General features: G+C 52.8%; 9 protein-coding genes and 1 tRNA gene. 1 reads left to right on the top strand and 9 read right to left on the bottom strand.

Going from position 1 to position 13,620, the window contains the following annotated elements; all coding sequences use genetic code 11:
• The first annotated feature begins 101 nt into the window (after positions 1–101).
• Positions 102–2,018 carry a hypothetical protein gene (locus tag JaAD80_RS30065; RefSeq protein ID WP_146012219.1) on the top strand — a complete coding sequence of 639 codons (1,917 nt, stop codon included), beginning with the start codon at positions 102–104 and terminating at the stop codon, positions 2,016–2,018.
• Between the two features lie 457 nt (positions 2,019–2,475).
• Here the strand turns inward: JaAD80_RS30065 and JaAD80_RS01355 are convergent, their stop codons facing one another.
• From JaAD80_RS01355 to acs, 9 genes are all read right to left on the bottom strand, one after another.
• Entirely contained in the window at positions 2,476–3,366 is an 891-nt protein-coding gene (locus JaAD80_RS01355; RefSeq protein WP_102292536.1) for a DNA adenine methylase, read from the bottom strand.
• 15 nt (positions 3,367–3,381) lie between these two features.
• Positions 3,382–4,896, bottom strand: coding sequence for a ParB/Srx family N-terminal domain-containing protein (locus tag JaAD80_RS30060; RefSeq protein WP_146012218.1), 1,515 nt, complete (start codon positions 4,894–4,896; stop codon positions 3,382–3,384).
• Positions 4,897–5,025: 129 nt separating this feature from the next.
• The gene (locus JaAD80_RS30055; RefSeq protein ID WP_146012217.1) at positions 5,026–6,366 is read right to left on the bottom strand and encodes a hypothetical protein; all 1,341 of its coding nucleotides are present in this window, start codon (positions 6,364–6,366) and stop codon (positions 5,026–5,028) included.
• Between the two features lie 370 nt (positions 6,367–6,736).
• Positions 6,737–6,937 (bottom strand): AlpA family transcriptional regulator, encoded by a 201-nt coding sequence (locus tag JaAD80_RS01345; RefSeq protein WP_102292573.1) that lies wholly within the window; start codon positions 6,935–6,937, stop codon positions 6,737–6,739.
• A 136-nt stretch (positions 6,938–7,073) separates the two neighbouring features.
• Positions 7,074–7,940 (bottom strand): phage integrase N-terminal domain-containing protein, encoded by an 867-nt coding sequence (locus JaAD80_RS01340; protein WP_102292534.1) that lies wholly within the window; start codon positions 7,938–7,940, stop codon positions 7,074–7,076.
• Between the two features lie 998 nt (positions 7,941–8,938).
• Positions 8,939–9,577, bottom strand: coding sequence for a DUF4102 domain-containing protein (locus JaAD80_RS01335; protein WP_180979250.1), 639 nt, complete (start codon positions 9,575–9,577; stop codon positions 8,939–8,941).
• Positions 9,570–10,880: an integrase arm-type DNA-binding domain-containing protein gene (locus JaAD80_RS01330; protein ID WP_102292532.1), complete on the bottom strand. Its 1,311-nt coding sequence runs from the start codon at positions 10,878–10,880 to the stop codon at positions 9,570–9,572. The genes JaAD80_RS01335 and JaAD80_RS01330 overlap by 8 nt, the downstream gene beginning before the upstream one ends.
• A gap of 231 nt (positions 10,881–11,111) precedes the next feature.
• A tRNA-Ser gene (locus JaAD80_RS01325) sits at positions 11,112–11,202 on the bottom strand.
• Between the two features lie 205 nt (positions 11,203–11,407).
• Complete coding sequence (acs, locus tag JaAD80_RS01320; protein WP_102292531.1) at positions 11,408–13,414, bottom strand: acetate--CoA ligase; 2,007 nt, start codon at positions 13,412–13,414, stop codon at positions 11,408–11,410.
• Between the last annotated feature and the right edge of the window lie 206 nt (positions 13,415–13,620).

The following is a 13,620-nucleotide window of genomic DNA, read 5'->3' as shown; positions in this document are numbered from 1 at the left end:
TCACGCTATTACTATAGAAGTTAATATATCTACCACGACATAAAAGTTGCTATTAGTACATTTTGAGTTTAAAGTAGGTCATCTGGGACAGGGACCTATACATGCACAACGTAAACGACCAAACGCATCAACCTCTTCTCGACCTGCGAACCTCTGCATCATTACCGGTATCGGGGATAGTCTATACGCCTGCACTACAGTTTACTCAGGCTCAAATGGAGAAAACATTAAAAGAGCTTCTTCAAAAAATTTCAGATGACGAGAACCGCATACTGAATTCTGGCTTGAGCATAAGTGCCATTTTTGAGAAAAAAACTATAAACTTAAATGGAGTTGAGCTGGCTCTAAAAACCTCTTGGATGTGTGTGGGATTTAGCGGAGAGCCTAGTTTTCTGAAATCTGGCGAGATCGAGCTTAAAATTGGCTACATCATAATTTCGGAAATTGAAATTGAAAATAAGTTCTATTGCTTTGTTCAACGACTTCATATCGGTGATCCATTTGAGTGTGAATTTATCGACGCGTTAAAGCCACCTAACGAAGTCCCATTCAGAAAAATAGTAGAAAGCATAACTAACCAAGCAAGTCGCATTGAGACGATTCATATGAAGTATATGACAACGTCAAAGTATGAACTACGTGCAAAAACTGTCGAATCTTTCGATACAGCTAATAATTTAAGTCCTGCTGGAACGTATAGGACTATAGCAGCTAGAGTTAAAGTTGCAGATATTAAATCTGAATTTGGAACAAGTAGAGCTTCTGTCGCAGCATCTTCTAATAAACTTAGCTTAGGACTGACCTCTCTCACTTTCAACGATTGGGAAAGTACGATTGCACAATTGATATTCTGCATACATAACTCGCAGCCCAAAGATAGTGCTCTAAGTCGATTCGCACAAGAGAAAGCTAGCCTAGTTGGAGCGGAGCCTAAGTCTATTTTGTTTGATATTCACTTAATAGATATAATTTTCCGAAGCGATGGAGCGAAAAGACTCACATCCAATGCCGGTATGTCGCACGATGAGTTGTTTGAAAAAATAATAAAAGATTTTACTGAGCCTTTTATACTGACAAAAATCAATCCACAGGATGGTCATAGCAGCGCCCCTGGAAGATCGATTATTCGAAATATAAAAGTTACGCCCCGAACTAAAACTTGCAACGTATCCCTTCCAAAGTGCGACATAAAATTTGATAACGAACCGATAAGCTCAATAATCGATAGAGAAAAGGCTTTTAGAATTACATTTTCAGACCCGTCATTATTTTTCTGCAAAGAAGGGCTACTGGGAATAGGCAGCATTAAGGATTCAGCAAAAATTCTAGGCAATATAATCTTTGGAACTGACATTTTCATGACGGCGTCCTCGGAAAAGGGAAACCCCAACGGCAATAGTAAATTCCATGATGTGAATTCTGCATTTTACTCAATCGTGAACGGATTATGCAAAGATGTAGAATACCTAATTTGTGATGATGGCACTAATGAATGGGGGGATTTTTTCGGACTTCACTTAAACAATGGCAATCCGATTGCCACTTGGTACCATGCTAAAATGGATAAGCGAGATACGCCAGTACTTAATTCACGCACTTCATCTGGAGCCGGAGGCCTGCAAATAGTGGTTGCCCAAGCGTTGAAAAATTTGGGGAGAGCTCGCACGCTTTCATCTGATCCAGAATTCAAAGAGCGACAAAAGGCGTGGACGCAGAAATACGTGCTGCCCGAAGGACACGTTGCAACAGATATTCCACGTTTCACCTCGACATTACCCAATTCAACAATTCGAATATTTACGAATGCTTGGGAAAATGCAGCACTCAGTCCCAACACGCTTTATCAGTCCGCGATCGTAATTCCAGATTACAAGAAGAGTTTTTTTACAAAACTAATCTCGCGCGTGGGTTCTTCCCTAGGCAACGAAACCGATCTTCAAATATTTTATTTACTGAGCGCATTTATGGGCGGTTGCTTTGAAATGGGCGTTCGACCAGTAATTTATTGCCGTAGTTAACTAACGAAAATTCAATAATATGCGCATACGTACCGCTGATCAAGTCATCGCAGAATTATTAGAAGCTGATCCTTTAAGCGCGACGGAGTCAGATCCGCCATTTGGACACGGATTGGTACAGTGGTTGGAGTAGAAGACCTTAGGTCTTTGTCGGCAGCATCGCGTTCCGAGGACGTGTGTTCGTTGCTCTAATTGACTGGGCTTCTGCAGTGCTCAATGCATCAGCCCGTGTCCAAATGGCGGACCTGCCCCCGGCCCACGTTCCTAGCCTATCAGAGTGACGCCCCCCGTCTTTTTATAAACTAGGCATGCTTATTGTGCACAGGGTCGATTTTGACACCCGGCCATTTGTCCAAATTCTGGGGAGATGTTTCGTGGCAAAGACCCATTAAATCGATGGGCCTTTACGTTACATGCTACATCTCTTCTTTCCTGAATTTAAATTGCCGATTTAAATTTATTTACAAAATTCTTGCCACGGCTGATGATACCGTGACTTACGTGCACTCATGTCAGGAATTTGAAGCCCCTCGGAAAAGTAAATCAACTCAGTTCCACGACGAGAATTACCGAATGCGCTATAAGGAAGATTAATTGATGCCTCCAGGCAGCCATCGTAACATTCACGAATAAGACCATGGTCATCATAAGAAACCATCCAAGGCAATTCAAGGTTACTACGAACCCATTCGGCAAGACGTCTATGATCCAACTCATCGTAATGATTTAAGTATAAACCCGGCCCCTTTTCAACATAAGGTGGATCCAAATAAACCAACGACTTCTCTGGAAGTTGAGGAGTTAGCTCACCTAAAAAAGACAACGCTTCCTTGTTATAGACCTTAATTCTTGATCGAAACTTACCGATTTCCTCAATACGAGCTACAAGCTCGTCCTTATTATAACGGGCATCAATTTTCCACTGCCCATTTTGAAGTTTCCCTCCGATTACTCCCGCATCGAGAATGCCGGAACGATTAGTACGATTAAGAAAGAATGTAGCGAAGGCAAGTTCCAATTTTGAGGAGTGGGTGGGATTCTTCCAAACCTCTCGTTGGGCATACCAGGTATCCATGGTGCAAGGCGTATCCGCAATCAATGTACAAAGTAAATCCGTCTCATCAACGACGCTGCTCCAAAAAGCGTAGACTGCGGGATCCAAATCGTTGATATGTATTGCGGTAACAACGTAATCCATCAGTAATTGTAATGCTAACCCTGCACCACCGCAAAATGGTTCGACGTAATGGGCGTCATAAAGACGGTTCTGAGAAATTAACTTCTCTAAGTAAGGACGAAGTCGAGCCTTACCACCAGGATACCGTAAAGGGGTTCTATTTTTTGCCATTACTACCACGTGCTATCATGCTGCCGCTGCTGCTTTTTTTGCCAATTCTTGAGCATATATTCGTTTCCACAATAGATCCATGCCGCCTTTTAAGCTACTCCAAGTATGTCGTACATGATCTGAACTAACTGTGCTGATCGTATTATGTGCAGTTGCTGAGAGGTTGCCATATATATTTCGCGATTCCTGAAACGCTTTCGCCAGTTCCAAACGATTGTGGGGATCCGAGGCGTGTGCGTTCCCAAGAAGGTGATTAGCGGCAGCATCTATATTCGCTGCATTATTTGATGTTTTCTGCGAAAAAGACAACAAATAAAGCTCGGCACTTAACTCTTGCAATGTCCGCAAGAGCAAGGCGCAGGCAAATGGCGCTCTTTGCACCTCGACCTCGGTCTTTAACTCGTCTACGATTCCACGACATTTTTGATTACTGACGGTAATTAAGTCTTTTTTGTCGATCAGATACTTCGACATCCTCTGCTTCCGCGGAGGCTTCAAACTCGTTTCATCATTTCCCTGTCCAGCTGCGGTAGCTGATGTTGGCGAGGGGTTAGCAAACGGCGGTGTATGATCATCTACATCTGCGAAACCAGCATTGCCGCCTTGTGGGTGGGCGGGATTGGAAGTAATGTCATCATCGCCCCCTTGCCCAATTGGTCGAATGGGCGTCACGTTTGTCGGCGGAGCGGGTTGCTCGTCAGGGCTCTTTGGAACTTCGGATGCAAAAGCATCTAGCTCAGCAAGGTAGTTAGCCATACCTTTTGCTTGGGCAAATTCACCGCGTGAATCCACACGACCACTTACTACGTCACAAGCCAAACGATTGAGGGCCACTTTAGCTTTACGCGCATCGCCAGTGATCTTAAAGGTAAAGTTTCCAATTGAAACACCAAAGCGCTTCTGAAATTCTTGAGTTCCGCTTACACGATCAAAATTGGTGATATTAAATGCGCTTTGGTCTAGTGCATTGATTACCACAAGATCAAGTGCGCGCTCAGTTCGCAGGAATTCTAAACATTGCCACAAACCCGTGTTATCGAAGCGCGCTACCTGCAGCGAAGACCACGCGCTTCGGCCTGCGCCAGCATTTTCACCTGTATGGCGAAGCCGGATAAAACGATTTGCAGTAGCGCGATCTTCAAAAACGACAATATCGACAATAACCGGCCAGCGGCCAGCATGTTCTGTCTGCAACCGCTTAAATTTGTTGCGCATTGCGCTATTTAAGCCAATATCCTCGCGATCAATCATGCCTGGCCGTGAGAGCAATCTCAATGCTGTGAGCCGTCGATTACCTTCTAAGACGATGTATCGTCCAAGTTGTCCTGGAGCCGCCACAACATACAATCGGTCACCTGGATCAAGCATGCCGATTTCGCAAATATCACGTGCTAACTCGAAGACCTTCTCTCCGTCCTTCTCTACTGCCAGAAGACTACGCATGGCTTCGGTCTGATTGTCCTCAACTTTTATGCGGGGATTCAGCACATCCAGATCCAATTGCGCAATGTCAACACTCAACTTTTCCACGTTATCCTCTTTTCTCGCTAGTCCCAGCCAGCTCAGCGTGGCAGCATTCTAACTGCTTTGAACCACAGCAATGAAGTTTTCGCCCTCCATCCAAAAATGCGAGGGCTTGGGCTGCCTCTCTCACCTTTGTTACCACTGAACGCGCCAACGTCCGCCACCTGTACAAGCGCTGCATTTTTGAAGGCTCTTCCAGTTGTCGCGCCCTTCCAACTTTTGCACCCCTTTTTCCGCTTGAATGGCCTTAAAAGCTGGCCTCCATGTGCTTTCGTTGTGGTTGCATGCCTTCGTGACTACGAGATTGTCAACTTCCCCTTTCTTCCCAATCTTCTTGTAATGTCGAAGCTCACCTGCTGCGGGCGGCGTATGCACATTAGCAGCCTGTGGGAGAGGTGCCGTTTGCCCCTCGTTCACGTTGTCGTCGCTCCCGCCGGTGTTGCGCGAATACGCTAACCTCCGTTGTAACTCGGCTATCTGCTCCCTGGCTTCGTTCAGTTGCAAGACAAGCTGTGAGTTTTCATCAACAATCGATCCGAGTTCTTTCTCGCGGGCTTCCGCCCCCAATGTTAGAAAGCGCTCATGCGTAGCAGCGCTTTGAATCTTTCCAATTATCTGCGGTGGGGCGATAGTCAACGCGGCTGTTGACATCGCTGTTCGGCGCATCTGAGACAAGAACCGCCTCATGCCAGGAACTCCCTCACCAAAAGCATCAATAAGATGGGCTGCCGTCCAAACGGTGCCTTTGAGCCCCGCAGCACCTTGCGTTGCAACGGGCCAATACAGTCGCACCGCCCCCAAGTAGCAAGAGTTCTGCTTCCCTAGCTCGTCGGTGAGTACCCAGGACCCCTCTTCGTTTACAGCAACAACCTGAGCAATGCCAACCAAGTCCCTAGACAATTCGTGCGCAAGTTCAGACCAAACAACTTCGTCTGGATCTACAGAGACAACTATGATGGGCAAATTTCTTGCCGGACTCTGCAAAAGGTCACAGAGATCTAAAGCTGCAGATTCATCGAAAGCCTCAATCGCTTTCGGTGCAGGCACTGGCCGCCCGCCCAAAGTCCAATCATTGAATGACTCTACAAGACTCCGTATGACCTTAGGGCAACGCGGATAGACTTGGACAGGTGTTATGACATTGTTGACGCTCATTACGGATAGCGAGCTAAAGATAGTGACGGAGGCCGGGTGCTTTGCAGCGTATATTACTGTCGTGAAAATCTGACCGCTGGCAATCGTCTCAACTAACTGTATTTCCCTAAGGCTACCAACGCTTGTGTCCGTAAGTTTCCGAGTAAACTTGCCCTCACCTTCACCAGCTAGCGACTTAAACTGTCCTTCATGAGCCTTCGCGTCAGAAGCACCCTTGTCCGATAGCCATATGTCTACTAGGGAGTCTATCACGGCGAGTCGTACTTCGGCTTCAGAATCAGTAAGCGACGCCTGCAATGAAAATACCGCGAGATCGTGCATTTTTTTTGCCCAAAGGTGATTTCTAATGAGCAAAGAGTAGCACGTCTTACAACTATAGGACCAGTCCTATACAGCGCCGGGATCACGTCTGCCATTCCAATACAAACACATGCGTTGGGCGTCGCAGAAGCCAAGCTCAACCGAAAATCAGAGGAGCAAGGGCCAGGTCCGCCATTCGGACACAGACTGATGCTTTGAACGCCGTAAAAGCATGCTCAGTCGATACCTAATTAGAACCACGAACGCACGCCACATGTGCGCGGGGCTGCCGCACAGCGGCAGCAGTTGGACGATTCGGAGAGGGCCGGTAGGCCCTCCTCGTGAGGTCTTACGAGGTGGGACGCTTCTAATCCAGCCACTAAACTCCCACTCAAGCGACTCCACGCCTAGCGTCAATACAGCGCTGCTGCCATTGAGCGATCTCCTCTGCGTCCCAGGCGATGGACTTGGGGCCAATGGGAATCGGCGCTGGCAAGACGCCTGCCTTCACCTTGCGCCAGATTGTGGCGCGGGACCAGCCCGTGGCTTGGATTACCGCAGGCAAGCGGAGGAATTTTTTAGTCGTGGTCATGAGATTCTCCTTCGATTGATGAACAGCAAACAATGGAGAGTCATGCCGACTCTCCGCGATCATTCCGGCAGCGCCAGCGCTGCCCCTTCTGCATCTCTTCTATTCCATGCGCTGCGGCCCTGATACAAGTGGGGGCTCATCTCCCCAGGTAGATAGACGTGACCTGTTCACGGCCATGCCCCATCTCCGTCGAAATCTTCAGGCGCGCAGCGTTATCCGCCAACTTTTGTGAAGCATCCAGCTGTCTCGAAGTCAGGCCGCCACAAGCTGGACAAGGTCGGCCAGTCAACTCGGCATAGCGCCGCTGCGCGTACTCATGGCGCAGTCCATGCACGCCATGGAGGCCCGCCTTGTCGCACTGCGCCCGAAAGCGGTTCAACTGGTCCCGATAGCGCAACTGCGCCGGAATCAAGCTGCCTTTGCCCGCCAGCGCCTTGGCCACATCCAGCACGGCGCGCTGCTGCATGGTGGCAATCGGCACCTCCCGGTACTTGCCGCCTTTAGTCCAGCTATCCTGCAGCCGCAAAATGCTCCCGCCATCGGCCCATCCCGGCTTGAACTTGATGCTTTCCTCGCGCCGCAAACCAAACGCCGCCTGCAGCTGCAGCGACATGCGCGTATACGGATCGTTCACGCGGGCCAGCGTGTCGGCGTCGAGCACCTTCGCCTTCGAAACATTGGTAACAAACACCCGCTCCGCGATGCCGTATTCGCCGTTGGTGCGCGCAATGATGTTTTCCTTGCCGATCTTCTCGGCCCACCAGCGCAAGGCGCTCATGCGATTCTTGATCGTTCCGGTACTGACACCGTCCTGTTTCCACTTGTCGAGCAGCGCCGCCACATGCTTCGGCTTCAGACTGTCCACGCTCATATGCTGGAAGCCCCGCTCCGCCAGGTCGTTGGCGCACAGGTTTAATAAGCGCTCGCGGTCGGCCTGCGTCGCAAAGCTGCCATCCCGGTTGCGGTGACACAGTTGCTTGAGCTGGTAGTTCAAGTCGCGCATGGCAAAGTCATCCCTTCGATCTTGGGTTTCCACATCAATGTTGCGTGGTGTAATCCTGTCTGGTAAGTGTTTCTGCCCCCCCTCACTGCCTCAGCAGAAAAGGTTGAATCAAGGGCCTCGGGACACCACTCCCGTGTATGCGGTTGCTGTTACTGCCTGCCCGCGCCGCATGCGCGTGTGGCACCGCTGCGCGCTCCCGGAGGAAGCTGCCGCAGCGGGGACCAATCACCCAGGGTCCATGGAGTGCACATCGTGCACGGATCAACTTCTACTAATCAGCCCGTAGCGGGCAAAGGACATCGCAGGGCTTGCCTGCGATGTGGGGCGCCTGGCCCCATCACTGAACAACATCACGCGGTGGAATTCCGCTTGCCGCCTTGGCCTATGCCGTCGGCGGCGCGTCGTCACTGGCAGCACGCCGCCAGTAACGACGCGCGCACGTAGCCATGGCATGTGACGGCATATAAGCCAGCATCGCACTCGCGGTGACGATACTGGCGACTCTGAAGCACATGCGCTGGCGGCAGCCGCAATGGCATCGCATCGCTGGCATTTCTGCTGACGGTGCGGCGTGCGGCAAAGCCATGCTGTGCTTCATACGGTGCGCTACCTCGCGGGGCATGCGAACCAATCGGGGCAGGAGTCTTGCTCCTGTTTGAGGAAGCGCCCAACGGGCGCAATCATCCGGGCAATCCGTCTTGCGGATTGTGGGATATGAAGACGCTGAAGACAGCGCTTTATCGTGCCGAGATGTGCATGCTTCTGCATGGCCCGGCGATATATCTAGCAGAAACTGCTATGTATCATGATGACGGGTAACGACCGCAACGCCTATGCCGCTAAGCATAGGGACATGCTCGAAGCATGCCCTCGTGGGAGCGATTCCCACATAAGAGAGCTTCATTCTATGCCGGTTAACGACGTTTGCAAGCGGTTCGTTTCGTCAAGTGCGCTTTTGGTAGTACGCAGAATTGCAGCCTGGACAAAGACTCCGATAGCTAATGCACGCTGTCGGACTCACGACGTACCCGCCTCCTTGACTCCTTCATCGCACTAACCAATTGGTCCATGCTCATACCGTTACGTAAATAGCTGGCAGCGAGCGCCGTCGCGACACCCTCCAGCTGACGGGAAACGACCTGCAAACCGTCCTGTTCAATTTGCCGAATGGCTGCTTGCTGGATACTGTGCTGTGCTTCACTGATGGAAATGCGCTTCAATGCAGGAAATAAGGCGGTTTCGAGGTGACGGATAGCGAGCAGGGTCGCCCGCAGAACACTGGTCTGCACATGGCCCCACTCCGGCTCATCGAATATTTCGTCGATTGGAATAGGCTTTGGCAGTGGCTGCAATTTTTCTCGATTGAATTCTGTGCTCGGGTCCTGCTTCCGCTCCAGCATCTGATGCGCTGCAAGCCTGTGTTCGCGGGCCTTGGCGATGGAGACTTCGGGATACCGGCCAAAAGTCAGAACGCTTTCACCACCGCCTTGCTGGCGATACTTCATGCGCCAGATCTTGCTGCCGCTGGGCTGCACTTCGATGTACAGACCAGCCCCATCGGGAAGTTTATATAATTTGTCCTTCGGAGCAGCTTGCTTAATAAGCGCATCCGTGAGGCGCAGTACATACTTAGACATGGTGCCCTCCTGTTCCGCCATCCCGGCTGAATTCACCGCTGACCAGCGTTAATCTGGGCGCCTGCGGCGGCGCTCCCTTGCCGCTGACGGCATCGATGTAGTCGGCCCAATCCTGCATCATCTTGCGCCGTTCCGCCAGGAACTGCGCCCGGTCATAGGCGCTGGCCACCTTATCCTTTGGTGCATGTGCCAGTTGCCGGTCCACGACTTCGTGCCGGTAGCCCAGGCGCTCCTTGATGGTGCTCATGGCCAGCGCCCGGAAGCCATGGCCGGTCATCTTGCCCTTGTATCCCATGCGTCCAAGCGCCACCAGTATCGTGTTATTGCTGATCGGCTTTTCGTGGTCGCGCTGATTCGGGAACAGGTACTTGCTGCGGCCCGTGATCGCATGCAGTTCACGCAGCAGCTCCAGCGCCTGGCGCGACAGGCATACGTGATGGTTGGTCATATCCGGATTGACGGTCAGCTTGCCGCGCTTCATGCGTTGCCATGGAATGACCCACTCGCCGCGCTCCAGGTCGATTTCACTCCAGGGCGTCTCGATCAACTCGCTGGTGCGCACAAAGCACAGCAGCATCAGACGCAGAGCAATGCGGGTCGGCGCGAACATGCGTGCTTCGTTGCGGTCCAGAATGGCCAGAAACTGCGGTAGCTCGTCGGCGTTGATGGCGGCGAAGTGTCCGGAGCGGACGGTCTTCAACACATCCTTCATATCGGTGACCAGATTGCGCTCTGTGAATCCGCATTGAATTGCGTAGCTGAAAATTGACGCACATACCGCTCTCAGGCGATGGGCGACTTCGCTTGCGCCACGCTCCTCGATCTTGCGCAGCGCGGCAATCAGATCGCGGTGCTTTATCTCATCGATCGGCATGCGGCCGATGGCTGGAAAGATGTCCGCTTGCAGGCGCTGGATGGTGTTCTTGGCTGTGCGTTCGCTCCAGGTCGGCACTTTGTTGCCATGCCACTCGCGCGCGATTTTTTCGAACGTGTTGGACGCCTTATCCTTTGCCAGGCGTTTGGCGTCGTCGCGATGCTTGGCGGGGTCGATCCCTTGCAGCAGCAAGCGGCGTGTCGCCAGGCGCTTTTCTCGTGCGTCCTGCAAGGTGATTTCCGGGTAAGGACCGAACGTCAGCGTATTCTCTTTGCCGTTGGCCTGCCGGAACTTGAAACGCCAGATGCGGGAACCGGTTGGCGCGACGACGAGATACATGCCGTCACCATCGAACATTTTGTACGGCCGCTCGCGTGGCTTGGCGTTGCGGATGAGTAAATCTGTCAACGGAGCAATGATCTTTGGCATGGCAAACCTCCTGCGCGGCATGCTGTAAAGATCAATATAGTCGTTTTTTTGAATTTTTGGGGCAAGCGGCAATGGCTGAGTACGAGAAGCCCCCAAACTTGCGCCTACTTGAGGTTGATGTCCTGGGACGCTGTGCAACGTCCGGAAACGAAAAAACCGCTTAGAATCAAGGCTCTAAGCGGTTTTTGAGGGACTTCCTGAGACGTCCTGATCTTACTTAATTACTATCCGTGGCGGAGAGAGGGGGATTCGAACCCCCGATAGGCTATGAACCTATACACGCTTTCCAGGCGTGCGACTTCAACCACTCATCCACCTCTCCTGCAGGCAATGTGTCTTGCTTACATTGCTTACTATTTCTCGCTTGTCGCGAAGCCGCAGATTATAGCAAAGATTCTACGGACTGCCAAAGTTATTTACCGTGGGGTAAAAGTCCTGCTTCTTTACAGTAACCCGGTAATGGCTGGGGTCAGACCCTCAGGGTCCGACCCCGGATGTTGGTTTGGGTTTCGACTACCCAAGCAACATCAGGAAGCTTCCTTCAGTTGCTCCAGGATGGCCGGGTTTTCCAGGGTCGAGACGTCCTGCGTGATCGTCTCGCCCTTGGCCAGCACGCGCAGCAGGCGGCGCATGATTTTGCCGGAGCGGGTTTTCGGCAGGTTGTCGCCGAAGCGGATTTCCTTCGGTTTCGCGATCGGGCCGATTTCCTTGCCGACCCAGTTGCGCAGCTCCAGGGCCAGCTTCTTGGCTTCCTCGCCCGTCGGACGCGCTTGCTTGAGCACCACGAAGGCGCAGATCGATTCGCCTGTCGTGTCGTCCGGACGGCCCACCACGGCCGCTTCGGCCACCAGCGGGTTAGCGACCAGCGCCGATTCGATTTCCATTGTGCCCATGCGGTGGCCCGACACGTTCAAGACGTCATCGATGCGGCCCGTGATGGTGAAGTAGCCGGTGTCCTTGTTGCGGATGGCGCCGTCGCCTGCCAGGTACATCTTGCCGCCCAGCTCTTCCGGGAAGTAGCTGGACTTGAAGCGCTCCGGGTTGTTCCAGATCGTGCGGATCATCGATGGCCACGGGCGCTTCACCACCAGGATGCCGCCCTGGCCGTTCGGCACGTCCTGGCCTGCTTCGTCGACGATGGCGGCCATGATGCCCGGCAATGGCAGGGTGCAGGAACCGGGCACCATCGGCGTCGCGCCCGGCAATGGGGTGATCATGTGGCCGCCCGTTTCCGTTTGCCAGAAGGTATCGACGATCGGGCACTTCTCGCCGCCGATGTTCTTGTAGTACCACATCCACGCTTCCGGATTGATCGGCTCGCCGACCGAACCCAGCAGGCGCAAGCTGGACAGGTCGTAGTTGCTTGGGTGGACTTTCGGGTCCACGTCAGCGGCCTTGATCAGCGAACGGATGGCCGTTGGCGCCGTGTAGAAAATGCTGACGTTGTGCTTCTTGATGGTTTCCCAGAAGCGGCCCGCGTTCGGGTAGGTCGGGATGCCTTCGAACACCACTTGCGTGGCGCCCACGGCCATCGGGCCGTACGCGATGTAGCTGTGGCCCGTCACCCAGCCGATGTCGGCCGTGCACCAGAAGACATCGTCCGGCTTGATGTCGAAGCTCCACTTCATCGTCAGCGCGGCCCACAGCAGGTAGCCGCCGCTCGAATGCTGCACGCCTTTTGGCGTGCCGGTCGAGCCGGACGTATACAGAATGAACAGTGGATGCTCGGCATCGACCCATTCCGGCTCGCATTGCGCGCTCTGGCCTTCGACCAGGTCGTGCAGCCAAGTGTCGCGGCCGGACACCATCGGCAGGTCGCTGCCCGTGCGCTTGTACACGATGACGTTTTTCACGCAGTCGCAGCCGCCCAGCGCCAGCGCTTCGTCGACGATGGCTTTCAATGGCAGCTTTTTGCCGCCGCGCAATTGCTCGTCGCCGGTGATGACGGCCACGGCGCCCGCGTCGATGATGCGTTCCTGCAGGGATTTCGCCGAGAAGCCGCCGAAAACGACGGAGTGGGTGGCGCCGATGCGTGCGCAGGCTTGCATTGCAGCAACGCCTTCGACGGACATCGACATATAGATGATCACGCGGTCGCCCTTGGCAATGCCCTTGGCTTTCAGGCCGTTGGCGAACTTGCAGACTTTTTCGTGCAGCTCTTTATAGCTTGCCTTGGTGACGGTACCGTCGTCCGCTTCGAAGATGATGGCGGTCTTGTCGCCCAGGCCGTTTTCAATGTTGCGATCGAGGCAGTTGTACGACACGTTCAGCTGGCCGTCCTCGAACCATTTGTAGAACGGCGCGTTGTCTTCGTTCAGGGTGCGGGTGAAAGGCTTTTTCCAGCTCAGGTTTTCACGCGCCAGACGGGCCCAGAAGCCTTCGTAGTCGGTTTCCGCCTCTTTCACCATGGCGTGGTAGGCGGCCATGCCGGAAATGGTGGCTTGGGCGGCAAACGCCGCCGATGGTTCAAACACGCGCGACTCTTCCGGTCCTTGCTGCTGCGTGCCCTGCCCTTGGTTTTCTGTAGCGCTCATGCTTGTCTCCAGTGTAGTAATTGTTTGCTAACACGATAGGCTCCGTGTCTTACGGACGCCTTACATGTCGCGTTTATGCCGCGTTTTACCCCTATCAAGGCTAACCATAAGCGCCTTCTGCAATAGGAGTCAAGGGGACGCCGTACAGTATTTTCGCTGGGGAAATGCACGCTACGCCGAAGCTTCAATACCACTTCGTGTTTCAT

Source organism: Janthinobacterium sp. AD80 (assembly GCF_002878455.1).
In the GTDB taxonomy this organism is placed as follows: domain Bacteria; phylum Pseudomonadota; class Gammaproteobacteria; order Burkholderiales; family Burkholderiaceae_D; genus Janthinobacterium.
Note: the sequence above shows the minus strand (reverse complement) of the source record. Positions and strands in the feature narration are given on the sequence as shown.

Excerpts from the sequence above, each read along its gene's own strand:
- JaAD80_RS01335 (WP_180979250.1), bottom strand. The coding sequence starts at position 9,577 with ATGTCTAAGTATGTACTGCGCCTCACGGATGCGCTTATTAAGCAAGCT.
- JaAD80_RS01345 (WP_102292573.1), bottom strand. The coding sequence starts at position 6,937 with ATGACCACGACTAAAAAATTCCTCCGCTTGCCTGCGGTAATCCAAGCC.
- JaAD80_RS30065 (WP_146012219.1), top strand. The coding sequence starts at position 102 with ATGCACAACGTAAACGACCAAACGCATCAACCTCTTCTCGACCTGCGA.
- JaAD80_RS01355 (WP_102292536.1), bottom strand. The coding sequence starts at position 3,366 with ATGGCAAAAAATAGAACCCCTTTACGGTATCCTGGTGGTAAGGCTCGA.
- JaAD80_RS01330 (WP_102292532.1), bottom strand. The coding sequence starts at position 10,880 with ATGCCAAAGATCATTGCTCCGTTGACAGATTTACTCATCCGCAACGCC.
- JaAD80_RS30055 (WP_146012217.1), bottom strand. The coding sequence starts at position 6,366 with ATGCACGATCTCGCGGTATTTTCATTGCAGGCGTCGCTTACTGATTCT.
- JaAD80_RS01340 (WP_102292534.1), bottom strand. The coding sequence starts at position 7,940 with ATGCGCGACTTGAACTACCAGCTCAAGCAACTGTGTCACCGCAACCGG.
- acs (WP_102292531.1), bottom strand. The coding sequence starts at position 13,414 with ATGAGCGCTACAGAAAACCAAGGGCAGGGCACGCAGCAGCAAGGACCG.